Origin of the sequence: Shewanella sp. SM21 (genome assembly GCF_025654335.1) — a bacterium.
Classification (GTDB): domain Bacteria; phylum Pseudomonadota; class Gammaproteobacteria; order Enterobacterales; family Shewanellaceae; genus Shewanella; species Shewanella oncorhynchi.
The window spans coordinates 1-25169 of record NZ_JAKKRL010000024.1 but is presented as its reverse complement, the minus strand read 5'-3'; the positions used below and the strand labels follow the sequence as shown (position 1 = coordinate 25169).

Genomic DNA, 25169 nt, shown 5'->3' with positions numbered 1-25169 from the left:
CATGATCAAACTCTTCAATTAAAGTTTTGTTGCTTCCGTCTTGYGACTTCAGCGGCTCAATGAATTCTGATTTTTTGTTTCTAACTAAAGAAACAAACTGTACATATTGCTATGAACACTCATTGTTACATTGATTTAAATTTTTGACTGCCAACCCGAAGGTTAAGCAGTTTCGATTAACTCAACACCTGTGAGTGTCCACACAGATTTCTTGTTTTATCTTGTTAAAGAGCAACTCAATATTCGTAAKAGAACTTGAGTACCACACTGAGCGCCGAACGCTTCCAGTTGGCTAGGGCTGCGTATTCTACGCATTTCCCGTTTCGCGTCAAGGAGTTTTTACAAACTTTCTCAACACTCATCAATCAGTAAACTTATCAATGAACTGTCACACCAAGCTGCTTAACGCTGTCTGCCGTGTCAGTGGATGCGCATTATAGGCAGTGAAACTTTTTGTGCAAGGGCTTTTTAAATGAAAAAAGATCGCATGGCGATCTTTTAAACGATGGCGATTATTTTACATGCAAAGTGCCCATTAATTGGGCTTTTTGCTGCCTTTATCGATAAAACCTTGGATTAGCGAGACGGCTTTTACGTCATCCCAATCAACATAGGATCGAACAAAGGCAATTAATTGACCCTGTTGATCAAGAATAAAGGTCGCAGGAATCGTGTCGAGCGGAAAAACGTTCCCAAGACTTTGTGGTTGATCGTAGTAAGAGTTGAAATTCGCCATACCCAATGAACTTAAGAACGGCTGAACCTGCTGCTTACCTTCTGCATCAATAGAGATAGGCAGTACGACAAAATCTTCAGTCTTGAACTTAGTTGCTAACCTTTCGATTGCAGGCAACTCTCTGACACATGGCGGACACCAAGTCGCCCACATGTTAACCATAATGATCTTACCTTTAAATTGGCTGAAGTCGATAGCTTTACCATCGACATCATTAAAGGCAACAGGCTCAATAGGAAAAGTCTTTGGCAGTACATTGATCAAATCAACCGTTGATTCCATCGGTTTAGCCGTTTGCTGCATACCAGGGTACGCATGCGTGACCCCAGCAACAAATACCGAAAGAATGGATGACAACATGAATGCCGTTATGACTTTATGCTTCATTTTGTATTGCGCTTTAGCAAGGTATCTAACTCGCGCTGATCTTCTGCGCTAATTTCGTTCGGCACATTACCGCCAATACGTTGCTTACGAATGAAGATAAATCCAATCACTAGACCCAGAAGTAATAAACCAATAGGACCTAACCAGAGAATGTAGGTCTTGGTTTCCATCTTAGGTTTATAGAGAACAAACTCACCATAACGACTGGTCATAAACTCGATGATCTCATCATCCCCTTTTCCTTCGTCAACCATCTTGAATACCTCAAGACGCAGATCTCGAGCAACGGGTGAATTGGAGTCGATCAAATTTTGGTTTTGACACTGTGGACAACGTAGTTCATGGGCCAAAGACAAACCGCGCTTTTGATTTTCAGGCGACTTGAATTCGTAAGTATCAACTGGTGTTGCCATGACGGCAGTCGTCATGCTGAACATCAGCACTAGACCACCCATGATTTTTATCAGCGTTCTCATGCTGCGCCATCCTTCGCTGCTTCAGCTTGTAATTGTTGGATCATAGGGTAAAGGGTTTCACTCCATACGCGTTGGTCTATTGGACCTGCATAACGGAAACGGATAATACCGTTGTGATCAACAATAAAACTCTCTGGAGCACCATAAACGCCAAGATCTAATCCTAAACGCCCATCTTTATCATAAATATTAACGTTGTAGGGGTCGCCCTGACGTTTTAACTCTTCTAACGCAGGAACACGCTCATCACGATAGTTGATCCCGTAAATTGGCAGAAGATTTTTACGTTTTAGCATCACTAAGAAAGGATGCTCATATTTACAAGATGGACACCACGTCGCCCATACGTTAAGTAATGATACCTTACCTTTTAATTGCTCATTCGTTATGATCTCAGCCGGTGTTTCTAGGCGTTCCAGTTGGAAAGCCGGAATAGGCTTCCCTTCCAGTGCTGAATCCAATTGCTGCGGATTCAGAAATAATCCTTTATAGAGAAACACCCCCATGGCGAGAAATATGACCAATGGGATAAACAGAACCAACTTCTTCATACATTCCCCAATTATTGAGCCGTTGCCAATTTTGCCTTTTCGGCCAAAGGCGCGACGGCTGCAGTGACTTTCGCACGGTAACGTTTATCCGATGCAGCGAAGAATCCACCTATCATCATGAAAATTGCCCCAAACCATAACCAACGCACGAACGGCTTATAGTTTAAACGAACCGCAAATTCAGTGCTGGTAATAGGGTCGCCCATAGTCACGTACAAGTCACGGAATAGACCCCAGTCAATACCGGCTTCTGTCATATCCATAGTTCGCACATTATATTGACGACGATCTGGTTTTAGTAATGTCAGTAGCTCATCGCCCTTGTAGATCTCTATCTGTCCCTGCTGTGCAGTGTAGTTAGGACCCACTACGTTTTTGGTCTCGAGATACTTAAAAGTATAACCGGCGAGTTCTTGGCTTACACCAGGTCCCATACGAACACTTTTCTCAATCGAGTAATTTGACACCATAGTGGCACCAATCACAGAAACGGCAATACCGAGATGCGCGAAGATCATACCAAGCTGACTACGGCCCATGCGGCTGATGCTGATATCACCTTCTTTCGACTTGACCATGTTATAGGCCGCTCTTGCGGTAGCCAGAATAATCCAAGCCGCGGCAGCAATACCAAAGGCAACCCAAATATTGAATGCACCATCGACGATAAAAGGAGTCACAATACCGATAGCAGCAGCAATCATTGCTGGGATCAATAGCTGACGCTTAAGCTCGCCCGCTTTCGATTTTTTCCAACGAATAATTGGACCAATACCCATAAAGCCAAATAGCACTAATACGATAGGCACGAACACCGCATTAAAGTATGGAGGTCCAACAGAGATCTTACCCATGCCAAGTGCATCGATGAGCAATGGATATAATGTACCCAATAGTACCGTACCTGCGGCAACCGTCAGTAGCACGTTACACACTAAGAGCATAGTTTCTTTAGACTTAAGCTCGAAACGGGCTGGACTACTCATTTCACTGGCACGTAAAGCAAACAGTGTTAATGAACCGCCAACAGCTAAACCAAGTAACAACAGGATGAACATACCGCGGCTTGGATCGGCTGCAAATGAATGCACTGAGGTTAATACACCTGAGCGAACAATAAAGGTACCAAGCAAACTTAAAGAGAAAGCAAAAATAGACAGTAATACAGTCCAGTTACGGAAGGCGCCGCGTTTCTCAGTCACAATCAAAGAGTGAACAAGCGCAGTACCCACTAACCAAGGCATAAAAGAGGCGTTCTCAACAGGATCCCAGAACCACCAACCGCCCCAGCCTAATTCATAATAAGCCCACCAAGATCCTAGTGCGATACCGCCCGTAAGGAAGGTCCAAGCAGCCAATGTCCATGGACGAGTCCAACGAGCCCATGCAGAATCGAGACGGCCGCTCATCAGCGCAGCAATCGCAAATGCAAAGCTTACAGAGAAGCCCACATAACCCAAGTACAACATAGGAGGATGGAAGATTAATCCCACATCCTGCAGCATTGGATTTAAGTCACGACCTTCGGCAGGGATCGGGAATAAACGTTCAAATGGGCTAGATGTGAGTAGCATAAACAAACTAAAGCCAATCACAATAAGAGCCAATACTGCCAGCACACGGGCAGTAAACACTTCTTCTAAACCTTTGCTAAATAAGGCAACCGCAGCCGCCCAAGTTGATAAAGCAAACACCCAAAATAACAGTGACCCTTCATGACCGCCCCATACGGCCGAGATCTTAAAGAAGATAGGTAACTGAGAATTTGAATGATGTGCCACATAGGCGACCGAGAAATCATCGACGGCAAAACTATAAGCCAGCACGACAACAGATAAGGTAATAAAAAAGAACATTCCGTACGTTAATGGCCAAGCGTACCTAACAAGGTATTGGTCTTTTCTGGCAACACCTATTAGGGGGACGCTGATTAATAAGAAGGCAAAAGCCACCCCTATTATCAACGCAAAGTGTCCAAGTTCTGGGATCATGGGTTTTCCTCAGTCTTCAATAATATGTTGATTTAGAAAGACTCTATCTCAACGCACAACATGCTATTCACGCAAATGCACGAAATTTTGCTCATTTTAGTATTTGCTATTGTTCCTGTCTGCCTCTTTCGTACAAAACTGGGTTACTTGTCTCATTCTCAATTTTAGAGGTCGATGAAAGTCACGGAAGAGGCTCAGTTCTGCATGTGACCGACAAATGACACTTAAGTTTCATACAAAATTTACAAGAAGAATCAATTTGTGAACCAGTGCCCAACTATAAGCTTTCAGCACTGGGATTACCTTATATTACTGTTCAATGAACAATCTTTACGTATAATCTTGCTTCCAAGCCTAGCGGTTACTCCGCTTTCTGCAAACTAAAGTGAATATAGAAACAATGACGACATTTTGGATTTTTATTGCGCTTGTTATGTTAGTCGGCCTGATGCTGATTTGGATCCCGCACTTCAGACAGCAAAAATTGCTGAAAACGGAAGAAGCTGGAGTTCGTAAACAAACGAACCTTGAATTGTTCAATGAGCGCTTAGGCGTTCTTGAAAAAGAATTAAGTGAAGAGCTACTCGATCAAGCCGAATTTGATGCATTGAAGAAAGAACTGGAAATCAGTCTACTCCAAGACATCAAACAAGCGAACGACGATTCACTGGTCAACCAAATAAAGCCAAAGACGATTCTGTGGCCGTCGATCATGTCAGTTTGTTTGATTGTCATCTCAGGCTATCTCTATCAACACTTAGGTGCCTTCGAGAATATTGATAGTGCTCAACAACCTGCGAATCCACATGCAGGAATGGATACGGCTCAAATCATGATGCAACGCGTGCAGATGATGGAAGCTCAAGTTAAAGCCGAGCCAGAAAACAGCCAACTGTGGTTTAGCTTAGGTCATGCTTATGTATCAGCAAACCAATATGATAAAGCGATTGCGGCTTTCGATAAAGTAATCGAATTAGTCGGAAAGCATGCAGAATTGCTCGGTCCAAAAGCAACGGCGATGTATTACAAAGCGGGTCAACAAATGACACCGCAAATCCAAGCTCTTATCGATGAGTCCTTAGCTATGGATGCCCAAGATCCTTCAACGCTACTGCTCGTGGGTATGGATGCTTTCTTTACTGCTGACTACAAGAAAGCCATCACCTCTTGGCAAACGATTTTAGATAGCGGTCGTGCCGACGTTGATCGTGCTGCTCTTATGAATGCAATCGAAACCGCCAACTTACGCATGCAGTCGGAAACCGCTGGCATGCCAAATGATGATGCACATAAGCAAGTCAAAGCGAGTGCTAAATCGGTCAATGTCACTATATCTATCTCTGCAGAACTTGCGGCTAAAGCCAGTCCAGAAGACACCATTTTCATCTTTGCCCGTGCAACTGAAGGACCTAAAGTCCCATTAGCTGCAACCAAAGTCAGTGCTAAGTCTTTCCCGATTACAGTGACATTAGATGACAGTAGCGGTATGGGTGGTGATGTTAAGTTAAGCGATGCAGCCAATGTGGAAGTGATTGCTGTGCTGTCTAAACAAGGTAATATCAAACCGCAAACGGGTGATATTCAAGGCAAGATCAGTAAAGTCGCCGTAGGCGATACAGCGAACCTAGTACTTGATACTCAAGTGCAATAAATCGCAGTTAATTGCAGATATAAAAAAACCGGCTTTCGCCGGTTTTTTTATATCTGAAGAATTACTTAGCTGTAGACATAAATTTGATAGCAGCTTTGTAATCATCATCAGTACAATCAGTACACATACCGCCTGGTGGCATAGCATTCAGACCGGTTTTCACACTCTTCACTAGAGCGTCAACACCCTTAGCTAAGCGTGGTTCCCATTCTGCAGCGTTGTGTACTTTTGGAGCACCAGCAACACCCATACTGTGGCATACGGTACATGCCTTATTATAAATAGCCTCAGCATCTTGAGCTGAAGCGTTAACTGACATAGTCAAAGCAGCGACAGCAGTCATTGCTAACAGTTTTTTCATGTTCAATGTTCCTAATGCAAATACGTACAAAGCTCGGCGCCGCCCTTACTTAGGCAGACTCATTATAGCCGACTAAGATTACTACAAACTTCAAGAAATCTCATCTTTTTGTGATTAGAATCTCAACACAAAATGAATCAGGCGACAAGGATGACAAATTCGTTAATATATTAGCAAGTCGTAAAAAAGTTCGATAAATATTGCGGTTATTGGAACCACATCATATTGCTGACATCTAGTGCAAACCAAGAGTAAACCCCCAATAACGTTTGTGTTAGAATGACTTGTGTTTCCTTCCGGCTTGAGATAGAGGGTTCAGTGACAAATATAACTAAAGAAACCACATTAGTGTCAGCCAGCAAGCTGACCTGTATCCGCGAAGAACGCATCCTCTTTGATGAGTTAAGTTTTGATATAAATGCCGGTGACATTGTTCAGATTGAAGGCCCTAACGGCGCAGGCAAGACCAGTTTATTACGTATATTGGCGGGCCTTTCTCGCCCCTATGCCGGACAAACTTTTTACATTAATGAAGACATAAACCGTTGCCGCGATGAATACAATGAAGACCTCTTGTATTTAGGCCATTTAGCTGGCGTGAAATGCGAGCTGACTGCCGAAGAAAACCTTAATTTCAATTTAAGAATCAGTGGTTATGATGACTTTGATACGTCAGAGATTTTAGCCAAAGTCAATTTAACGGGCTTTGAAGAAGCTCTCGCGGGGCATTTATCCGCAGGCCAGCATCGCAGAACAGCGCTATCAAGATTGTGGCATAGCAACTGTAAAATTTGGATACTTGACGAACCTTTTACTGCAATCGATAAAAAAGGCGTCGAAGAACTGGAGCAGTTATTTATTCAGCATGCGGATAATGGTGGCTGTGTGATCCTCACAACTCACCAAGATATGGGCATTATCACAGATGATAGGCTTCGTAAAATTCGTCTCGATTATCGCTTCATATAAGGTCAGGCTCAATGAAAAGAGGCATCAGTTTTACCCAAGCATTTTTCACCTTGCTGCAGCGAGATCTTAAAATTGCTATTCGCCACCGCGGCGACATTTTTAACCCACTGCTATTTTTTATTATGGTCGTTACCTTGTTTCCGCTGGGGATTGGACCAGAACCGCAAATGTTAGCACGTGTGGCACCGGGGATAATTTGGGTCGCCGCATTATTAGCATCAATGTTGTCACTTGAAAGGCTTTTCAAAGCCGACTTTAGTGATGGTAGCTTAGAACAAATGCTATTAAGCCCACAGCCATTAGCCATTCTCGTATTAGCTAAAGTGTTAGCCCACTGGATTTTAACTGGTGTGCCACTGATTATTATCGCACCACTGTTAGCGGTATTACTCAATCTAGACGGCAACAGCTACGGTGCGTTAATTTCGACGCTTGCGCTAGGCACGCCAGTATTGTCGCTGTTAGGTGCTATCGGTGTGGCATTAACCGTCGGTCTAAGAAAAGGCGGCGTGTTACTCAGCTTACTTATTTTGCCCCTATATATCCCAGTACTCATTTTTGCAACGAGTGCTATAGACGCGGCAGGAATGAATTTACCCTATGATGGTCAGCTCGCTATAATAGGCGCTATGCTGGTCGGATCGTTAACCTTAGCACCTTTTGCAATTGGTGCATCTCTGCGAGTGAGTACTAACTAAAATGTGGAAATGGTTACACCCTTACGCGGATCCTGAACGCGCATATAAATTATCAGGAACGTTATTTCCATGGTTTGCGATCTTAGCAGGTCTATTGATTGCTGTTGGCACTACATGGGGACTCGTCTTCGCGCCGACGGATTACCAGCAGGGTGATAGCTACCGTATTATCTTTATCCATGTTCCTGCCGCGTCGATGTCAATGGCGGCTTATATGGGTATGGCAACAGCGGCCTTTATCGGTCTAGTTTGGCAAATAAAACTTGCCGACTGGGCTGCAGCATCTATTGCTCCCATTGGTGCAGTAATCACCTTTATCGCACTCTTTACCGGAGCAGCATGGGGCAAACCTATGTGGGGTGCTTGGTGGGTATGGGATGCACGCTTAACTTCTGAGCTGGTATTACTATTCCTATATCTAGGTGTGATCTCGCTCTATGCCTCATTTGAGGATAAAGTGCTCGCAGCTCGTGCAGCAGGGATCTTAGCGATCGTCGGTGTGATCAATATTCCTATCATCAAATACTCAGTTGAATGGTGGAGCTCATTACATCAACCGTCGACAATACGCATTACCGAGAAATCGACAATGTCGACGGAAATGCTCTATCCACTGTTAATTAACATACTGGGCTTCGGTCTTATGATTGGCGCCATCACTATTGTTCGTTTTAGAGCAGAAATTTTAGCAAGAAATGGCATGCGCCCTTGGGTCCGTGAACTAGCTAAAGCGGAGGAGGTCAAATGATGCAATTCGATTCAATCAGTGATTTTTTTAATATGGGCGGCTATGCATTCTATGTATGGCTATCCTACGGAGTGACCTTCTTCTGCCTCTCTACGCTCATCATTACCAGCGCACGCCAAAAGCGTAAGGTGTTAATTGATATCGCGAAAAAGATGGATAGAGAAGAACGCTTAAAAGAAACCAGGAGTACTAAATCGTGAACCCAAGACGCAAAAAAAGACTGACATTAGCTGTAGCATTAATCGGTGGCGTTGCTGCGATTACTTCGCTTTTGCTCTATGCGCTGAACTCCAACTTGAACTTATTCTATACTCCGTCTGAAATTGTCCACGGTAAGACAGACACTGGCGTAAAACCTGAAATTGGCCAACGTATTCGTGTCGGCGGAATGGTGACGGTAGGTTCTATGGTGCGAGATCCCAAAAGCTTGCATGTCGAATTTGCAGTACATGACTCCCTCGGCGGTGAAGTACTGGTCACTTATGACGACCTATTGCCCGATCTTTTCCGTGAAGGACAAGGCATTGTTGCTCAGGGTGTACTGGGTGCTGATGGCAAACTAGAAGCAACTGAAGTACTGGCCAAGCATGATGAAAACTACATGCCACCAGAAGTCGCTGAAGCCATGGGCCAAAAGCACGAAAAGTTAGATTATAGCCAGCAAAAGGCACCAGATACTAAGTAGGTTATTGATGGCTCAGCAATAGCGTACAAACTAAGCCTCCTAGCTTAATAACTAGTGAGGCTTTTTTATTATCTCAATATGCACAATTAAAGGTGGACTATACTCTAGGCAGCGCCAATACCTAAGACTGTATATGATTCAAATAAGACAACTAAACTCTAGTTTGCAACACATTCTAAGCTTCCTAATTATCTGCTTGGTAGGCCTCTCTCAGGAAGCCAATGCTGCTAAAGTTGTTGTTATCGAAAGCTACCATCATAGCTATCAATGGGACCAAGAATACTATCAAGCGATTTATGACACGCTCAGCCCTCACCACGATGTTAGTTATTTCGAGATGGATACCAAACGCTTACCCCAAGAGCAATTTACTGAACGAGCTGACTTAGCATGGAAATACATTCAACAACAAGCACCTCAATTGGTTATTCTCGCCGATGATAATGCGGTTAATCTCTTACACCAGCGCCTAAATGACAGCCTAATCCCAGTAGTCTATTTAGGGGTGAACATGAATCCTAGAGAATATCATCTCAATGAACACAAACGCTTCACAGGCGTCATTGAGAGACCACTACTACGACGTTCACTACTGCTCATTCAACGTTTACTACCGCAAACTGTGCATAGAAAAATCTTAGTTCTATTCGACCAAGGAGTCACCTCTGACTCAGCGGCTGAATACATCAGTAAACAACACTCAAGCATGTTAGGCGATATCGAAGTTAATTTAGTGCAATTGTCACAGCTAACGGATTGGCAGCGGAATGTATTGACCGCGAAGGAACAGGGTTATAACGCTATAGTCGTGGCGCTATACCACACAGTTAGAGATGCAGATAATCGCTCAGTAGATGCAGATCAACTCCTAAAATGGATATCTGAACATACTCCGGTACCGAATTTTGGGTTTTGGGGATTTAGTGTCTCTGCTGAAGGCAATATTGGTGGCTATGTTCTCGATGGCTATCATCATGGCAAGATTGCAGCGAATATGGCGACAAAAATACTTGGCGGCGAGAAACCCGAAAATATTTTCCCAGTAACAGATGATCTTGGAAAATACATGTTTAGCCAGAAAGGCTTAGCTGAATGGAATATCGTCCTCCCAAAAGAAATCGAGAAAACCACACTTTGGGTAAAATAGTAAAAAAGGCATAAAAAAAGCCGGGCTAATGCCCGGCTTTTTAAAAGTGTAACCTTAATTACTCAGCAGCTTCAACATCAACAGCTTGAGCAGCTTCTGGGCGACCAACTAGCTCGATGTAAGCCATAGGGGCTTTATCACCAGCACGTAAACCGCACTTAAGGATACGGGTATAGCCACCAGGACGTTCCTGGTAACGTGGACCCAACTCAGTAAATAACTTACCAACGACTTCAGCGTCGCGAGTACGTGCAAACGCTAAACGACGGTTTGCAACGCTGTCACTCTTAGCAAGTGTTATCAGAGGCTCAACTACGCGACGCAGTTCTTTCGCTTTAGCCACAGTTGTCTTGATTATCTCATGACGAACTAGTGAACCGGCCATGTTGCGAAACATGGCTTGGCGATGACTGCTGTTACGGTTTAGTTGACGACCACTCTTACGATGGCGCATGACCTAATCCTTATAACCTAAATCTGTACAAACCTGAGACTTATAGGTCGTCTGCTAAACTAGCTGGAGGCCAGTTTTCCAAACGCATACCTAACGACAGTCCGCGAGAAGCTAAAACATCCTTAATTTCAGTAAGAGATTTCTTACCTAAGTTCGGGGTTTTCAGCAACTCAACTTCAGTGCGCTGTACCAGATCTCCGATGTAATGAATCGCTTCGGCTTTCAAGCAGTTAGCCGAACGTACAGTTAGCTCTAAATCGTCGACAGGACGCAGCAGAATCGGATCGAATTCCGGTTTCTCTTCTTTCAGCTCTGGCTCAGTCACGTCACGTAACTCTACAAACGCATCTAGCTGTTCAGCCAGAATAGTTGCAGAACGACGGATAGCTTCCTCAGGATCGATAGTACCGTTTGTGGTCATATCGATAACGAGTTTATCTAAGTCAGTACGCTGTTCTACACGTGCTGCTTCTACATTGTAGGCAATACGTGCAACTGGCGAGAAAGAAGCATCAACCAGCAAGCGGCCGATTGGGCGATCATCGTCTTCGGTCTGTGCACGAGCAGATGCTGGTACATAACCACGACCACGCTCAACGCGAATACGCATGCTGATATCATTGTTACCTGTCAGATGACAGATAATATGATCAGGATTCACGATAGTGACATCACCATCATGCGTGATATCTGCTGCGATGACAGGGCCTGCGCCGGACTTGCTCAACGTAAGCATAGCCTCGTCTTTACCCTCGATGGTCACTGCTAACCCTTTCAGGTTTAACAAGATCTCAAGGATATCTTCTTGAACGCCTTCCTTACTGCTGTATTCGTGCAGTACACCGTCAATCTCGACTTCGGTAACCGCGCAGCCGGGCATAGACGACAATAGGATGCGACGCAACGCGTTACCTAAAGTGTGGCCGAAACCACGCTCAAGTGGTTCCAATGTAACCTTGGCACGTGTTGAGTTAACCTGCTCGATATCAACGAGACGCGGTTTAAGAAATTCTGTAACAGAACCCTGCATTGTGTCCTCTCTTGTTTGTTAGCCTTACTTAGAGTAAAGCTCGACGATCAGCTGTTCGTTAATTTCCGCAGACAAATCGCTACGTTCTGGAACGCGCTTGAAAGCACCTTCCATTTTCGCGTTGTCGACTTCAACCCATGTAGGCTTCTCGCGTTGAGCTGCCACTTCTAAAGCCGCTTTAATACGAGCTTGAGTACGTGACTTCTCGCGGATGCTCACAACATCATTCGCAGACACTTTGAATGATGGAATGTTAACAACACGACCGTTAACCATAATAGATTTATGGCTTACTAGCTGACGTGATTCTGCACGAGTTGCACCGAAGCCCATACGATAAACAACGTTATCAAGACGGGTTTCTAAAAGCTGAAGCAGGTTTTCACCTGTGTTGCCTTTAGTACGTGCAGCATCTTTGTAATAGTTACGGAATTGTTTTTCTAACACACCGTAAATACGACGAACTTTTTGTTTTTCGCGTAACTGAGTACCGTACTCTGACAAACGTGGCTTACGAGCGCCATGTTGTCCAGGTGCAGTTTCCAGTTTACACTTTGAATCGATTGCTCTCACACCGCTTTTTAAGAAAAGGTCTGTACCTTCTCGGCGGCTGAGCTTGAGCTTGGGACCCAAGTATCTTGCCATGATCTTTCTCCAACTATCCTAATGAAACGGCGTTATACACGACGCTTTTTAGGAGGACGACAACCATTATGAGGGATCGGCGTCACATCGGTAATGTTGGTAATTTTATAACCAACAGCGTTCAGCGCACGAATGGCTGACTCACGACCTGGACCTGGACCCTTCACAAACACTTCAAGGTTTTTTAAACCGTAGTCTTGAGCAGCAGCACCTGCACGCTCAGCAGCCACCTGTGCAGCAAATGGAGTAGATTTACGTGAACCACGGAAACCTGAACCACCTGAAGTAGCCCATGACAACGCATTACCTTGACGATCTGTAATGGTGACAATAGTGTTGTTGAAAGAAGCATGGATATGAGCCATGCCATCTGCAACCTGTTTACGTACGCGCTTACGCGGAGAACGTGACGGAACTTTAGCCATTGCTTTACCTTCCCGTTACTTTCTAATAGGTTTACGTGGACCTTTACGCGTACGCGCATTGGTCTTAGTACGTTGCCCACGGAGAGGCAGGCTACGGCGATGGCGGAGACCACGATAACAACCAAGATCCATAAGACGCTTGATGTTCATTGAAATCTCACGACGTAAGTCACCTTCTACTAGGTATTTGGCGACTTCTTCGCGTAGTGTGTCTATTTGAGCTTCGCTCAATTCCTTGATCTTAGCAGTTTCAGCGATTGCTGTAGCCGCGCAGATTGCTCTAGCGCGAGTACGGCCGATGCCGAAAATAGCAGTCAATGCGATGACTGTATGCTTTTGATCAGGAATGTTAATGCCAGCGATACGGGCCACTATGCACTCCTTAAAGTTAAAGGCCAACTGCGAAAAGCCCGAAAGGATACTCGACAGTCAACAGATTTGCAAACAAAATTTTGTTCAGCCCAATTCATGGGCTGAACAAATTACTTTTTAGCCTTGACGCTGTTTGTGTTTTGGTTCAACACAGATAACGCGTACAACGCCACTACGCTTGACGATCTTGCAGTTACGGCAGATCTTCTTCACGGAAGCTCGAACTTTCATTTCATCACTCCGTAAAGCTACTTAGCGACCAAAACGATCTAAATTCGCTTTGTTAACTAGGTTAGCTTTCTTCATCACAGACTCATACTGATGAGACATCATATGCGTCTGAACCTGAGCCATGAAGTCCATGATTACGACTACCATAATTAGTAGTGAAGTACCGCCGAAATAGAACTGTACTTTCCACGCAATTAACATGAACTCCGGAATTAAGCAGATAAAGGTTATGTATAACGCGCCTGCCAATGTCAAACGGGTCATAACTTTATCAATGTAACGCGAAGTCTGTTCTCCAGGACGGATCCCAGGGATGAATGCACCACTCTTCTTCAAGTTATCTGCTGTTTCACGTGGGTTAAACACCAACGCAGTATAGAAGAAACAGAAAAAGATAATCGCTGTTGCATATAATAATGAGTAAAGCGGTTGTCCAGGTGAAACAGCCAGTGAAAAATCACTCAACCATGACATGGACTCATTCTGACCGAACCACTGAGCCAGTGTTCCAGGAAACAAAATGATGCTTGACGCAAAAATTGGCGGAATAACACCTGCCATGTTTATTTTCAGCGGTAGATGGGTACTTTGCGCAGCAAACACCTTACGGCCTTGCTGACGCTTAGCATAGTTAACGACGATACGACGCTGACCACGTTCCACAAACACTACAAAATAAGTCACTGCAAACACAATTACCGCGAGCAACAACAATACTAACACATTCAAGTCACCTTGACGCGCCTGCTCAGCCGTTTGGCCGATAGCGGAAGGTAATCCAGCAACAATACCTGCGAAAATCAAAATCGAGATACCATTACCTATACCACGTTCGGTAATTTGTTCACCTAGCCACATAAGGAACATAGTTCCTGTCACTAAGCTCACAACCGCAACAAAGTAGAATCCAAATCCAATGTTGACCACAAGGCCTGGCACTAAGTTTGGTAACCCGGTTGCAATACCGACCGACTGGAATGTACCCAGCACTAAGGTACCCCATCTGGTATATTGACTGATTTTCTTACGTCCTGATTCGCCTTCTTTTTTCAATTCAGCGAGTGCAGGATGTACGACAGTCAACAGTTGCATGATAATCGATGCCGAAATGTACGGCATAATACCTAATGCAAAGATAGAGGCACGCTCAAGGGCACCACCCGAGAACATGTTAAACATGCCAAGGATGGTTCCACTTTGCTGAGCAAACAGCTCTGCTAATACAGCTGCGTCAATACCAGGAATTGGCACAAACGAACCGGCTCTAAAGACGATAATCGCACCAATCACGAACAGGAGGCGAGCTTTCAATTCTGAAAGTCCACCTTTCGCGCTTTTTAAATCAAGTCCTGGTTTTGCCATCGACGTATTATTCCTCGATCTTACCGCCGGCAGCTTCAATAGCTGCACGTGCACCTTTGGTTACCTTCAGACCTTTAACAGTCACAGGGCGCTCAATGGTACCTGAAAGAACAATTTTCGCAAACTGGATGTTGCGAGTTATTACGTTCGCATCTTTCAGAGCGTTTAAGTCGATAACATCACCGTTAACTTTTGCCAGTTCGAGTACACGAACTTCAGCTGTTACCATAGCGCGACGCGAGGTAAAACCAAATTTAGGTAAACGGATTTTCAGTGGCATTTGACCACCTTCGAATCCTGGGCGTACACCGCCACCAGAACGAGACTTTTGGCCTTTATGACCACGACCCGCTGTTTTACCTAGACCTGAGCCCATACCACGGCCTACACGCTTTGGTGCATGCTTAGAGCCTGCAGCTGGAGATAGAGTATTTAAACGCATCTATTAATCCTCCACCTTAACCATGTAGTAGACCTTGTTGATCATACCGCGAACAGAAGGAGTATCTTCTAATTCAACAGTGTGACCAATGCGACGCAAACCAAGACCCGTTAGGGTTGCACGGTGCTTCGGTAAACGACCGATACCGCTTTTAGTTTGAGTAACTTTTACAGTTTTAGTTGCCATGGTGCATTACCCCCGAATTTCGTCAACATTCAGGCCACGCTTAGCTGCGATTTGCGAAGGTGACTTCATGTGCACCAAAGCATCGACAGTCGCGCGAACGATGTTGATCGGGTTAGTAGAACCGTATGCTTTTGACAGAACGTTATGCACGCCTGCTACTTCCAATACGGCACGCATTGCGCCACCGGCAATAATACCAGTACCTTGTGATGCAGGTTGCATGTACACAAGAGAACCAGTATGACGACCTTTAACTGGGTGATGCAGAGTACCTGCATTCAACTCAACGGTCACAATGTTACGACGAGCTTTTTCCATCGCTTTTTGAATCGCGGCTGGAACTTCACGTGCTTTGCCATAGCCATAGCCAATCTTACCGTTACCGTCACCCACTACTGTCAGTGCTGTGAAGCTAAAGATACGACCGCCCTTAACTACTTTAGAAACACGATTAACTGCAATTAATTTCTCTTGCAGATCGTCTTTTTGCTGAGCTTCTAATTTAGCCATTTTATAACCCCTTAGAACTTCAGGCCAGCTTCACGAGCTGCATCTGCTAAAGCAGCTACACGACCGTGATACTTGAAACCAGAACGATCGAACGCAACTGAAGTTACGCCTTTTTCGATCGCGCGCTCAGCAACAAATTTACCTACTGCTTTCGCTGCGTCTACGTTACCGGTACTCTTCAGTAGCTCTTTAACCGCTTTTTCTACGGTTGAAGCAGCTGCCAACACCTGAGCTTCAGGATTGATCACCTGAGCATAAATGTGACGCGGTGTACGATGTACAACCAGACGGTTCACGCCCAGCTCTTGGATCTTCTTACGAGCGCGAGTAGCGCGACGTAAGCGAGATGTTTTCTTATCCATATCGCGTTACCTACTTCTTCTTAGCCTCTTTACGGCGTACTACTTCGTCGTCATAGCGAACACCTTTGCCTTTGTATGGCTCTGGTGGACGGTATCCGCGAATCTCAGCAGCGACTTGGCCAATTAACTGTTTATCAACGCCACGTAGGACGATGTCAGTTTGGCTAGGGCACTCTGCAGTAACGCCTGCGGGCAGTTTGTGTACTAACGGATGAGAGAAACCTAAAGTAAGGTCAATATCAGCACCGACGAGTTTCGCACGGTAACCAACGCCAACTAACTTTAACTTACGCTCAAAACCTTGAGATACACCAACAACCATGTTGTTTACTAATGCACGAGTTGTACCAGCCTGTGCCCAAGCGTTAATAACGCCTTCAACAGGGAGGAACTTAACTACGCCGGCTTCAATAACAACATTGACCGCATTGTTGATCACTCGAGTCAGACTACCTTTTCCGCCTTTGACGGTAAGGGTCTGTTCGTTCAAGGTCACCTCTACGCCAGCTGGAATAGATACTGGTGCTTTTGCTACACGAGACATTCCTAGCTCCTTAAGCTACGTAGCAGATAACCTCGCCACCCATGCCTGCAAGGCGGGCGGCACGATCAGTCATCAAGCCTTTAGAAGTGGACACAATTGCGACACCCAGACCGCCCATCACCTTTGGAAGTTCGTTTTTACCTTTGTAAATACGAAGACCAGGGCGACTTACACGCTGGATAGTCTCAACGACTGGTTGGCCTTGGAAATACTTTAAAGTAACTTCCAGTTCAGGCTTGGCTTCATCTGCTACGGCGTAATCAGCAATATAACCTTCATCTTTAAGTAGTTTCGCAATTGCGACTTTCAACTTAGCTGAAGGCATCTTCACTGATACGTGGTTAGCAGCTTGGCCGTTACGAATACGGGTTAACATATCCGCAATAGGATCTTGCATGCTCATATTAGCTTACTCCGTGACAAGTGCTTACCAGCTGGCCTTACGCAGGCCAGGAACTTCACCACGCATGGTTGCTTCACGTAATTTGATACGGCTTAAGCCGAATTTACGTAAGAAGCCATGAGGGCGACCAGTTTGATTACAACGATTGCGTTGACGCGCAGCGCTGGAATCACGTGGTAGAGCTTGCAGCTTAAGAACCGCATCCCAACGATCTTCGTCAGAAGAAGCTGGACTTGCAATGATAGTCTTAAGAGCCGCACGCTTTTCAGCGTACTTGGCCACGAGCTGTGCACGTTTAGCTTCACGTGCTTTCATTGATGTTTTTGCCATTACGCTACCCTTATTTCTTGAATGGGAAGTTAAAAGCGTCTAACAAAGCACGACCTTCTTCATCATTCTTCGCAGTAGTAGTGATAACAATATCCATACCACGAATCTTATCGATTTTATCGTAATCGATTTCTGGGAAGATGATCTGCTCACGCACGCCCATTGCGTAGTTACCACGGCCGTCAAACGCTTTAGCGCTTAAGCCACGGAAGTCACGAATACGTGGGATTGCGATATCGACTAAACGCTCTAAGAATTCCCACATACGCTCACCGCGTAGGGTCACTTTACAGCCAATAGGGTAGCCTTCACGGATTTTAAAACCAGCAACTGACTTACGAGCGACAGTCACAACTGGCTTTTGACCAGCGATTGCAGTCATATCACGGACAGCATGGTCCATGATTTTCTTGTCTGCAACAGCTTCGCCAACACCCATGTTCAGGGTGATTTTCTCAATCCGAGGGACTTGCATGACACTGGTATAACCGAACTTTTTAGCAAGTTCAGCGACAACAGTCTCTTGGTATTTATCATGCAGTTTCGCCATCGTTTACTCCAATTACTTAACGAGTTCACTGTTCGATTTGAAGAAACGAACTTTTTTGCCGTCTTCAAAGCGGAAACCAACGCGATCAGCTTTGCCAGTGGCAGAGTTGAAAATCGCTACATTTGATGCTTGTATCGGTGCTTCTTTCTCAACAATACCGCCAGCTACGCCCAATTGTGGGTTTGGCTTTTGGTGTTTTTTGACAAGATTGATGCCTTCAACAATCAATTTACCAGTAGGAAGGACTTGAGAAACTTTTGCACGTTTACCCTTGTCTTTACCTGCTAATACAATCACTTCGTCTTCACGACGTATTTTAGCTGCCATTTTGAAGCTCCTTACAGTACTTCTGGTGCCAGCGAGACAATTTTCATAAATTGCTCATTACGCAATTCACGTGTCACTGGTCCAAAGATACGAGTACCAATCGGCTGCAGGTTGTTGTTCAAAAGAACAGCTGCATTCCGATCGAAGCGAATGACAGAACCGTCTGGACGACGTACGCCTTTCTTAGTACGGACTACCACCGCGTTATACACATCGCCTTTCTTCGCTTTAGCGCGAGGAATCGCTTCTTTAACAGAAACTTTGATGATGTCGCCGATACCGGCATAACGACGATGAGAGCCACCCAAGACCTTAATACACTGAACTCTGCGTGCGCCGCTGTTACAAGCAACGTCAAGAGTCGATTGCATTTGGATCATTTTAAGTGCTCCGCTATCGTTACTACACAATTCCCACTATGGGACAATAAAAACACTCATTTTTGCTATTAATTTAGTCAAAAATGGCGCGCAAATATAACACCATAAAAGTGGAATGTATAGTATTAAAAAACAAACGGCCCCACATTCTGGAGCCGTTTACCTAAATACCTAATTAACTTAGGCCTTTGATACTACTTCAACCAGGGTCCAAGACTTAGTCTTAGACAAAGGACGACATTCGCGAATCGCTACTAAATCGCCTTCATTGCACTGATTCGTTTCGTCATGTGCATGGATCTTTGTCGTACGCTTAATGTATTTCCCATAAATTGGGTGTTTCACTTGGCGTTCGATAGCAACAGTAATGGACTTGTCCATTTTGTTGCTAGTTACACGACCCTGCAAAGTACGGATTTTATCAGACATTATGCACCCGCCTTAGAAGTAATAATGGTCTTAACGCGCGCAATGTTACGGCGCACCAATTTCAGTTGATTAGTCTGAGTCAACTGACCAGTGGCGTGTTGCATACGCAGGTTGAACTGCTCACGCAGCAGACCAAGTAGTTCAGCGTTCAGTTCTTCAACGCTCTTTTCTCTCAGTTCGCTCGCTTTCATTACATCACCGTCTTAGTTACGAAGGTAGTCTTAATTGGAAGCTTGGCAGCAGCCAAAGCAAACGCTTCACGAGCGATCACTTCAGAAACACCATTCATCTCATAAAGAACCTTACCAGGTTGAATCTGACATACCCAGTATTCAACGTTACCTTTACCTTTACCCATACGCACTTCAAGAGGCTTAGAGGTAATCGGCTTGTCCGGGAAAACTCGAATCCAAATTTGTCCCTGACGCTTAATGTGACGTGTCATGGCACGACGTGCAGATTCGATCTGACGTGCAGTTAAACGGCCACGGCCGACTGCTTTCAGACCAAAAGTACCAAAGCTAACTTCGGTACCGTTCGCTAGACCGCGGTTGCGGCCTTTGAACATCTTGCGAAACTTCATACGTTTAGGTTGCAGCATTGCCGGCTCTCCTATTTACCACGAGGCTTGCGCTTAGGTTGCTGCTGCTTCGGCTCTTCAATCTGTGGCAGCATTCCGTCTAGAACTTCACCTTTGAAGATCCAAACTTTAACGCCAATCACACCGTATTGGGTGTGACTTTCAGATGTAGAATAGTCGATATCAGCACGCAAAGTATGTAAAGGTACACGACCTTCACGATACCACTCATCGCGCGCAATCTCAGCTCCGCCTAAACGGCCACTAACTTGTACTTTGATACCTTGAGCACCAATACGCATTGCGTTTTGAACTGCGCGCTTCATAGCACGACGGAACATTACGCGACGCTCTAATTGCTGTGCAATTGAGTCAGCAACTAACTTGGCATCTAGCTCAGGTTTACGGATCTCAGCGATGTTAATTTGAGCAGGAGTGCCAGCAAGTTTTGACACTGCTGCACGCAATACTTCAACGTCTTCACCTTTCTTACCGATCACAACACCTGGACGGGCAGTGTGAATGGTAACGCGGATGCTTTTCGCTGGACGCTCGATAACAATCTTAGATACTGAAGCAGCTTGTAATTTCTCTACAAGAAACTTACGCACTTCCCAGTCGCTGTTCAGGTTACTTGCGTAATCTGATTTATCTGCGTACCAGGTAGAGATCCAAGGCTTGGTGATACCCAGACGGATACCATTAGGATGTACTTTCTGTCCCATTGCTCTCTCCTAGCGATCTGATACAACCACAGTAATGTGGCTGGTACGCTTCATGATACGATCAGCGCGGCCTTTAGCACGTGGCATGATACGCTTCATAGTTGGGCCTTCATCTACGAAGACGGCTCCGACTTTAAGCTCATCAATATCCGCGCCTTCGTTGTGTTCGGCGTTTGCGATAGCTGAGTCAAGTACTTTTTTAACCAGTACGGCGGCTTTCTTGGGGCTGAAAGTCAAAATTTCGAGGGCCTTAGCAACAGGCAATCCACGAATTTGATCAGCAACCAGACGGGCCTTCTGCGCAGACGTACGGGCAAAACGATGTTTAGCTAAAACTTCCATCTTATTCCTCCCGTATTAACGCTTCTTCGCTTTCTTATCTGCAGCATGGCCGCGATAAGTGCGAGTTGGTGAAAATTCACCAAGTTTGTGGCCGATCATTTCGTCAGTTACGAACACAGGAACGTGCTGACGACCATTATGGACAGCGATGGTCAAACCAATCATATTTGGAATGATCATAGAGCGACGTGACCAAGTCTTAATAGGCTTTTTGTCACCGGCTTCCATCGCTTTCTCTACCTTCTTCAGCAAGTGCAGGTCAATGAAGGGACCTTTCTTGAGAGAACGTGGCATGGCGAATCCTCTTACTATTTATTACGACGACGTACGATGTACTTGTCAGTGCGCTTGTTACTACGAGTTTTATAACCCTTAGTTGGCACACCCCATGGAGTCACTGGGTGACGACCACCAGAAGTACGGCCTTCACCACCACCGTGTGGATGGTCTACTGGGTTCATTGCAACACCACGCACTGTAGGACGTATGCCTCTCCAGCGCTTAGCACCTGCTTTACCTAACTGGCGTAGCATGTGTTCGGCATTACCAACTTCACCAAATGTCGCGCGGCAATCAACTGGCACTTTACGCATTTCGCCAGAGCGAAGACGTAGAGTGGCATATGCGCCATCACGAGCAACAACTTGTACATAAGCACCTGCAGAACGAGCGATCTGAGCACCTTTACCAGGCTTCATTTCAACTGCGTGAACTACAGAACCTACTGGGATGTTGCGCAGTGGCATAGCGTTACCGGTTTTGATCTCGGCAGCAACACCAGACTGGATCTTATCGCCAGCTTGCATGCCTTTGGCAGCAAGAATATAACGACGCTCACCATCCGCATACAATACTAACGCGATGTTAGCAGTACGGTTTGGATCATATTCCAGACGCTCAATCTTTGCAGGGATACCATCTTTATCGCGTTTGAAGTCGATTAGACGATAATGCTGCTTATGACCACCACCTACGTGACGGACAGTGATACGGCCAGTATTGTTACGGCCACCACTTTTAGATTTTTTCGCCAACAAGCCAGCAAAAGGTTTACCCTTGTGCAGGTCAGTGTTCACCACTTTAACTACGTGGCGACGACCTGGAGAGGTTGGCTTACACTTAATAACTGCCATGATAATTCTCCTTTGCTTACTCAGCGCCGCCGACGAAATCGATGTCAGCACCAGCAGCTAGAGTCACATAGGCTTTTTTCCAATCGCTACGACGACCAGTACGGCCACCAGTGCGTTTAGTTTTGCCTTTGCTCACTAAAGTGCGAACTGAATCAACTTCAACTTCAAATAGCTTAGCAACAGCAGCTTTAATTTCAGCTTTAGTTGCATCGATAGCTACGCGGAAAACAACAGTGTTGTGCTTCTCAGCGTTCACAGTGCTCTTTTCAGAGATATGTGGAGCGAGAATAACTTTTAGCAAACGTTCTTCGCGGATCATCATGCTAGCATCTCCTCGATTTGCTTCACTGCGTCAGCAGTCACAAGCACAGTGTTGAAGGCGATCAGACTCACTGGGTCTAGACCCGCTACATCACGAACGTCAACCTTGTACAGGTTACGAGCTGCTAAGAATAAGTTCTCATCAACTTCTGCAGTCACAATCAGAACGTCTTCAAGGTTCATTGCTTTCAATTTAGCTTTCAGCTCTTTAGTTTTAGGAGCTTCAACACCGAAAGATTCAACAATAACCAAACGCTCTTGACGTACCAATTCAGACAGAATGCTTCTCAGCGCGCCGCGGTACATCTTTTTGTTAACTTTTTGGCTGTGATCTTGGGTTTTAGCAGCGAATGTTACGCCACCGCCACGCCAGATTGGGCCTTTAACAGAACCAGCACGAGCACGGCCAGTTCCTTTTTGGCGCCAAGGCTTTTTGCCTGAGCCAGTTACTTCCGCACGAGTCTTTTGAGCACGAGTGCCCTGACGCGCGTTTGCAGCGTATGCTACAACTACCTGATGAACCAGTGCCTCGTTAAAGTCACGGCCGAAGGTAGTTTCGGAAACTTCAAGAGCGCTTTGCGCGTCTTTCAATACCAATTCCATTACTATCTCCTCAGACCTTAAGCTTTAACGGCAGGCTTGATAATCAAGTCGCCATTGGTAGCGCCAGGAACAGCGCCACGGACTAGTAGCAGGTTACGCTCAACATCTACACGAACAACAACTAGATTTTGAGTAGTAACACGCTCGGCACCCATATGGCCTGACATTTTTTTGCCTTTGAATACGCGACCAGGCGTTTGGTTCTGACCGATAGAACCATTCGAGCGGTGCGACAAAGAGTTACCGTGAGTCATATCTTGAGTACGGAAGTTCCAACGCTTAACGCCGCCTTGGAAGCCTTTACCTTTTGATTGACCAGTAACATCAACTTTCGCTACGTCTGCGAAAATATCAACATTTAGCTCAGCACCAACTTCAATGCCCTCGCCTTCACCGTCTACCAAACGCATTTCCCACAAACCACGACCGGCTTCAACGCCGCTCTTGGCAAAGTGACCTGCTTCTGGTTTAGTGATGCGATTGGCTTTTTTGGTGCCAGTTGTAACTTGAAGTGCACGGTAGCCGTCAGTTTCTAAAGTTTTCACTTGAGTAACACGGTTGCCTGCAACTTCAATTACAGTAACTGGTATTGAAACACCATCTTCAGTGAAGATGCGAGTCATACCAACTTTACGACCAATAAGACCGATAGCCATCTCTCAAACCTCTTCTTACTAGGATCTCAATTAACCCAAGCTAATCTGTACGTCGACACCAGCCGCAAGATCTAAACGCATTAACGCGTCAACAGTCTTTTCAGTTGGCTCTACGATGTCAACCAGGCGCTTGTGTGTACGTAATTCGTACTGGTCACGAGCATCTTTATTAACGTGCGGAGAGATCAAAATGGTATAACGCTCTTTGCGAGTAGGTAGTGGAATTGGACCACGAACCTGCGCGCCTGTACGCTTAGCAGTTTCAACGATTTCCGCTGTAGACTGATCAATTAAGCGATGATCAAATCCCTTTAAGCGGATACGGATTCTTTGGTTCTGCATTGACCAGAGCTCCTAAAATGGACATATAAAAAATCACCCTCTAGCTTCTTCAATATAGAAAAGCAGAGCGAGATGATTTAACCGTTCGACTCCCAATCGGAGCCGCTATGATAATGATTAACTTCAGCGACTAATCATTTAATTCGTCAACCTAGGTCGACGAGGGGGCCATTATACCTATCTAAATTCGGATATCAAGCCCGCTGTGTAAATAGTCATCAAATAACTATTTAACTTCAGAGTGGCGAGCATTTTACACAAATTTGTAAATAAAACCAGCCCTCAAATAAAAAAGGAAGCCGAAGCTTCCTTTTCAAACTAATTTCTATCGCAATTAAGCGATGATTTTAGCTACTACACCAGCACCAACTGTACGACCACCTTCACGGATTGCGAAGCGTAAACCTTCGTCCATCGCGATTGGGCAAATCAGAGTCACTACCATTTTGATGTTGTCACCAGGCATTACCATCTCTACGCCTTCTGGCAGTTCGATAGTACCGGTTACGTCAGTTGTACGGAAGTAGAACTGTGGACGGTAGCCTTTGAAGAATGGAGTGTGACGTCCACCTTCTTCTTTTGACAGAACATAAACTTCTGATTCAAAAGTGGTGTGTGGGTTGATTGAACCTGGTTTAGCCAATACTTGACCACGTTCTACGTCATCACGCTTAGTACCACGTAATAACACACCACAGTTCTCACCTGCACGACCTTCGTCAAGCAGTTTACGGAACATTTCTACACCAGTACACGTTGTTTTAGTCGTTGTGCGAACACCAACGATTTCAACTTCGTCACCCACTTTAACAATACCACGCTCAACACGACCAGTGACTACTGTACCACGGCCTGAAATTGAGAATACGTCTTCGATTGGCAGTAGGAACGGCTTATCGATGTCACGTTGTGGTTCTGGAATGTAAGAATCCAGTGCTGCGGCTAATTCAAGGATCTTAGCTTCCCACTCTGGTTGACCTTCTAGGGCCTTCAGAGCTGAACCTTGGATTACTGGTAAATCATCACCTGGGAAATCGTATTCTGACAGAAGTTCACGCACTTCCATTTCAACCAATTCCAGTAAC

41 protein-coding genes are annotated in these 25169 nt (G+C 45.3%); 7 read left to right on the top strand and 34 right to left on the bottom strand.

Features of this window, described 5'->3' with window-relative positions:
• Nucleotides 1–535: 535 nt before the first annotated feature.
• The 4 genes from L5L94_RS21445 to L5L94_RS21430 are packed head-to-tail and all read right to left on the bottom strand — an operon-like array spanning nucleotide 536 to nucleotide 4141.
• On the bottom strand, nucleotides 536–1123 hold the full coding sequence (locus tag L5L94_RS21445) for a TlpA family protein disulfide reductase (RefSeq protein ID WP_263164989.1): 588 nt from the start codon (nucleotides 1121–1123) through the stop codon (nucleotides 536–538).
• Nucleotides 1120–1599, bottom strand: coding sequence for a heme lyase NrfEFG subunit NrfF (gene nrfF / locus L5L94_RS21440; protein WP_198573869.1), 480 nt, complete (start codon nucleotides 1597–1599; stop codon nucleotides 1120–1122). The genes L5L94_RS21445 and nrfF overlap by 4 nt, the downstream gene beginning before the upstream one ends.
• Nucleotides 1596–2150, bottom strand: a complete 555-nt coding sequence (locus L5L94_RS21435; RefSeq protein ID WP_105251044.1) for a DsbE family thiol:disulfide interchange protein — start codon at nucleotides 2148–2150, stop codon at nucleotides 1596–1598. Before L5L94_RS21435 ends, nrfF begins: the two co-directional genes overlap by 4 nt.
• 11 nt (nucleotides 2151–2161) lie before the next feature.
• The gene (locus L5L94_RS21430; protein ID WP_113941594.1) at nucleotides 2162–4141 is read right to left on the bottom strand and encodes a heme lyase CcmF/NrfE family subunit; all 1980 of its coding nucleotides are present in this window, start codon (nucleotides 4139–4141) and stop codon (nucleotides 2162–2164) included.
• A gap of 400 nt (nucleotides 4142–4541) precedes the next feature.
• Here L5L94_RS21430 and ccmI point away from each other — a divergent pair, with 400 nt between their 5' ends.
• Nucleotides 4542–5792 (top strand): c-type cytochrome biogenesis protein CcmI, encoded by a 1251-nt coding sequence (gene ccmI / locus L5L94_RS21425; protein WP_168827730.1) that lies wholly within the window; start codon nucleotides 4542–4544, stop codon nucleotides 5790–5792.
• Between the two features lie 61 nt (nucleotides 5793–5853).
• Here the strand turns inward: ccmI and L5L94_RS21420 are convergent, their stop codons facing one another.
• The gene (locus L5L94_RS21420) at nucleotides 5854–6153 is read right to left on the bottom strand and encodes a c-type cytochrome (RefSeq protein ID WP_105251041.1); all 300 of its coding nucleotides are present in this window, start codon (nucleotides 6151–6153) and stop codon (nucleotides 5854–5856) included.
• A 318-nt stretch (nucleotides 6154–6471) separates the two neighbouring features.
• Between L5L94_RS21420 and ccmA the strand changes: the two genes are divergently transcribed.
• The 6 genes from ccmA to L5L94_RS21390 all read left to right on the top strand — a co-directional run bounded on the left by ccmA (nucleotide 6472) and on the right by L5L94_RS21390 (nucleotide 10400).
• Complete coding sequence (gene ccmA, locus L5L94_RS21415; RefSeq protein WP_131525727.1) at nucleotides 6472–7122, top strand: cytochrome c biogenesis heme-transporting ATPase CcmA; 651 nt, start codon at nucleotides 6472–6474, stop codon at nucleotides 7120–7122.
• Between the two features lie 11 nt (nucleotides 7123–7133).
• Nucleotides 7134–7820, top strand: coding sequence for a heme exporter protein CcmB (gene ccmB, locus L5L94_RS21410; protein ID WP_006079706.1), 687 nt, complete (start codon nucleotides 7134–7136; stop codon nucleotides 7818–7820).
• A 1-nt stretch (nucleotide 7821) separates the two neighbouring features.
• Nucleotides 7822–8568: a heme ABC transporter permease gene (locus tag L5L94_RS21405; protein WP_105251039.1), complete on the top strand. Its 747-nt coding sequence runs from the start codon at nucleotides 7822–7824 to the stop codon at nucleotides 8566–8568.
• Nucleotides 8568–8768, top strand: coding sequence for a heme exporter protein CcmD (gene ccmD / locus L5L94_RS21400; protein WP_105253042.1), 201 nt, complete (start codon nucleotides 8568–8570; stop codon nucleotides 8766–8768). The genes L5L94_RS21405 and ccmD overlap by 1 nt, the downstream gene beginning before the upstream one ends.
• The gene (gene ccmE / locus L5L94_RS21395) at nucleotides 8765–9253 is read left to right on the top strand and encodes a cytochrome c maturation protein CcmE (RefSeq protein WP_105251038.1); all 489 of its coding nucleotides are present in this window, start codon (nucleotides 8765–8767) and stop codon (nucleotides 9251–9253) included. The genes ccmD and ccmE overlap by 4 nt, the downstream gene beginning before the upstream one ends.
• Before the next feature lie 133 nt (nucleotides 9254–9386).
• Complete coding sequence (locus L5L94_RS21390) at nucleotides 9387–10400, top strand: ABC transporter substrate-binding protein (RefSeq protein ID WP_263164987.1); 1014 nt, start codon at nucleotides 9387–9389, stop codon at nucleotides 10398–10400.
• Between the two features lie 58 nt (nucleotides 10401–10458).
• Here L5L94_RS21390 and rplQ read toward each other — a convergent pair whose 3' ends face one another.
• The 29 genes from rplQ to L5L94_RS21245 all read right to left on the bottom strand — a co-directional run.
• On the bottom strand, nucleotides 10459–10854 hold the full coding sequence (gene rplQ / locus L5L94_RS21385) for a 50S ribosomal protein L17 (protein ID WP_006083573.1): 396 nt from the start codon (nucleotides 10852–10854) through the stop codon (nucleotides 10459–10461).
• Nucleotides 10855–10894: 40 nt separating this feature from the next.
• Entirely contained in the window at nucleotides 10895–11884 is a 990-nt protein-coding gene (locus tag L5L94_RS21380) for a DNA-directed RNA polymerase subunit alpha (protein WP_006083574.1), read from the bottom strand.
• Between the two features lie 24 nt (nucleotides 11885–11908).
• Nucleotides 11909–12529: a 30S ribosomal protein S4 gene (rpsD, locus tag L5L94_RS21375; RefSeq protein WP_006083575.1), complete on the bottom strand. Its 621-nt coding sequence runs from the start codon at nucleotides 12527–12529 to the stop codon at nucleotides 11909–11911.
• A gap of 32 nt (nucleotides 12530–12561) precedes the next feature.
• The gene (gene rpsK, locus L5L94_RS21370; RefSeq protein ID WP_006083577.1) at nucleotides 12562–12954 is read right to left on the bottom strand and encodes a 30S ribosomal protein S11; all 393 of its coding nucleotides are present in this window, start codon (nucleotides 12952–12954) and stop codon (nucleotides 12562–12564) included.
• Nucleotides 12955–12969: 15 nt separating this feature from the next.
• Nucleotides 12970–13326 (bottom strand): 30S ribosomal protein S13, encoded by a 357-nt coding sequence (rpsM, locus tag L5L94_RS21365; protein WP_011787581.1) that lies wholly within the window; start codon nucleotides 13324–13326, stop codon nucleotides 12970–12972.
• Nucleotides 13327–13443: 117 nt separating this feature from the next.
• A complete protein-coding gene (gene rpmJ / locus L5L94_RS21360) occupies nucleotides 13444–13557 on the bottom strand; it encodes a 50S ribosomal protein L36 (protein ID WP_006083579.1) in 114 nt (37 codons plus the stop codon).
• 21 nt (nucleotides 13558–13578) lie between these two features.
• A complete protein-coding gene (secY, locus tag L5L94_RS21355) occupies nucleotides 13579–14919 on the bottom strand; it encodes a preprotein translocase subunit SecY (protein ID WP_007644459.1) in 1341 nt (446 codons plus the stop codon).
• Nucleotides 14920–14926: 7 nt separating this feature from the next.
• Nucleotides 14927–15361 (bottom strand): 50S ribosomal protein L15, encoded by a 435-nt coding sequence (rplO, locus tag L5L94_RS21350; protein WP_006083581.1) that lies wholly within the window; start codon nucleotides 15359–15361, stop codon nucleotides 14927–14929.
• A 3-nt stretch (nucleotides 15362–15364) separates the two neighbouring features.
• A complete protein-coding gene (gene rpmD / locus L5L94_RS21345) occupies nucleotides 15365–15547 on the bottom strand; it encodes a 50S ribosomal protein L30 (RefSeq protein WP_006083582.1) in 183 nt (60 codons plus the stop codon).
• 6 nt (nucleotides 15548–15553) lie between these two features.
• Nucleotides 15554–16057 (bottom strand): 30S ribosomal protein S5, encoded by a 504-nt coding sequence (rpsE, locus tag L5L94_RS21340; protein ID WP_006083583.1) that lies wholly within the window; start codon nucleotides 16055–16057, stop codon nucleotides 15554–15556.
• Between the two features lie 11 nt (nucleotides 16058–16068).
• On the bottom strand, nucleotides 16069–16419 hold the full coding sequence (gene rplR, locus L5L94_RS21335) for a 50S ribosomal protein L18 (RefSeq protein WP_006083584.1): 351 nt from the start codon (nucleotides 16417–16419) through the stop codon (nucleotides 16069–16071).
• A 10-nt stretch (nucleotides 16420–16429) separates the two neighbouring features.
• Nucleotides 16430–16963 (bottom strand): 50S ribosomal protein L6, encoded by a 534-nt coding sequence (gene rplF, locus L5L94_RS21330; protein ID WP_263164985.1) that lies wholly within the window; start codon nucleotides 16961–16963, stop codon nucleotides 16430–16432.
• Nucleotides 16964–16973: 10 nt separating this feature from the next.
• Nucleotides 16974–17366 (bottom strand): 30S ribosomal protein S8, encoded by a 393-nt coding sequence (rpsH, locus tag L5L94_RS21325; protein ID WP_006083586.1) that lies wholly within the window; start codon nucleotides 17364–17366, stop codon nucleotides 16974–16976.
• 24 nt (nucleotides 17367–17390) lie between these two features.
• Complete coding sequence (gene rpsN, locus L5L94_RS21320; protein ID WP_006083587.1) at nucleotides 17391–17696, bottom strand: 30S ribosomal protein S14; 306 nt, start codon at nucleotides 17694–17696, stop codon at nucleotides 17391–17393.
• Nucleotides 17697–17706: 10 nt separating this feature from the next.
• Entirely contained in the window at nucleotides 17707–18246 is a 540-nt protein-coding gene (gene rplE / locus L5L94_RS21315) for a 50S ribosomal protein L5 (protein WP_006083588.1), read from the bottom strand.
• A gap of 12 nt (nucleotides 18247–18258) precedes the next feature.
• Nucleotides 18259–18573, bottom strand: a complete 315-nt coding sequence (gene rplX, locus L5L94_RS21310; protein WP_006083589.1) for a 50S ribosomal protein L24 — start codon at nucleotides 18571–18573, stop codon at nucleotides 18259–18261.
• Nucleotides 18574–18584: 11 nt separating this feature from the next.
• Complete coding sequence (rplN, locus tag L5L94_RS21305) at nucleotides 18585–18953, bottom strand: 50S ribosomal protein L14 (RefSeq protein ID WP_006083590.1); 369 nt, start codon at nucleotides 18951–18953, stop codon at nucleotides 18585–18587.
• Nucleotides 18954–19133: 180 nt separating this feature from the next.
• Entirely contained in the window at nucleotides 19134–19382 is a 249-nt protein-coding gene (rpsQ, locus tag L5L94_RS21300) for a 30S ribosomal protein S17 (RefSeq protein WP_006083591.1), read from the bottom strand.
• Nucleotides 19382–19573, bottom strand: coding sequence for a 50S ribosomal protein L29 (gene rpmC / locus L5L94_RS21295; protein WP_006083592.1), 192 nt, complete (start codon nucleotides 19571–19573; stop codon nucleotides 19382–19384). Before rpmC ends, rpsQ begins: the two co-directional genes overlap by 1 nt.
• Entirely contained in the window at nucleotides 19573–19983 is a 411-nt protein-coding gene (rplP, locus tag L5L94_RS21290) for a 50S ribosomal protein L16 (RefSeq protein ID WP_006083593.1), read from the bottom strand. Before rplP ends, rpmC begins: the two co-directional genes overlap by 1 nt.
• A gap of 11 nt (nucleotides 19984–19994) precedes the next feature.
• Complete coding sequence (gene rpsC / locus L5L94_RS21285; RefSeq protein ID WP_006083594.1) at nucleotides 19995–20687, bottom strand: 30S ribosomal protein S3; 693 nt, start codon at nucleotides 20685–20687, stop codon at nucleotides 19995–19997.
• Between the two features lie 9 nt (nucleotides 20688–20696).
• Nucleotides 20697–21029: a 50S ribosomal protein L22 gene (rplV, locus tag L5L94_RS21280; protein WP_006083595.1), complete on the bottom strand. Its 333-nt coding sequence runs from the start codon at nucleotides 21027–21029 to the stop codon at nucleotides 20697–20699.
• A gap of 15 nt (nucleotides 21030–21044) precedes the next feature.
• Nucleotides 21045–21323, bottom strand: a complete 279-nt coding sequence (rpsS, locus tag L5L94_RS21275; protein ID WP_006083596.1) for a 30S ribosomal protein S19 — start codon at nucleotides 21321–21323, stop codon at nucleotides 21045–21047.
• Nucleotides 21324–21337: 14 nt separating this feature from the next.
• A complete protein-coding gene (rplB, locus tag L5L94_RS21270; RefSeq protein WP_006083597.1) occupies nucleotides 21338–22162 on the bottom strand; it encodes a 50S ribosomal protein L2 in 825 nt (274 codons plus the stop codon).
• Nucleotides 22163–22178: 16 nt separating this feature from the next.
• A complete protein-coding gene (gene rplW / locus L5L94_RS21265; RefSeq protein ID WP_025008843.1) occupies nucleotides 22179–22481 on the bottom strand; it encodes a 50S ribosomal protein L23 in 303 nt (100 codons plus the stop codon).
• Nucleotides 22481–23086, bottom strand: a complete 606-nt coding sequence (rplD, locus tag L5L94_RS21260) for a 50S ribosomal protein L4 (RefSeq protein ID WP_113941598.1) — start codon at nucleotides 23084–23086, stop codon at nucleotides 22481–22483. The genes rplW and rplD overlap by 1 nt, the downstream gene beginning before the upstream one ends.
• Nucleotides 23087–23103: 17 nt before the next feature.
• Nucleotides 23104–23742, bottom strand: a complete 639-nt coding sequence (gene rplC, locus L5L94_RS21255; RefSeq protein WP_006083600.1) for a 50S ribosomal protein L3 — start codon at nucleotides 23740–23742, stop codon at nucleotides 23104–23106.
• 30 nt (nucleotides 23743–23772) lie between these two features.
• Nucleotides 23773–24084: a 30S ribosomal protein S10 gene (gene rpsJ, locus L5L94_RS21250; protein ID WP_006083601.1), complete on the bottom strand. Its 312-nt coding sequence runs from the start codon at nucleotides 24082–24084 to the stop codon at nucleotides 23773–23775.
• 334 nt (nucleotides 24085–24418) lie between these two features.
• The coding region (locus L5L94_RS21245) for an elongation factor Tu (RefSeq protein ID WP_263164983.1) at nucleotides 24419–25169 on the bottom strand (751 nt) is incomplete at its 5' end.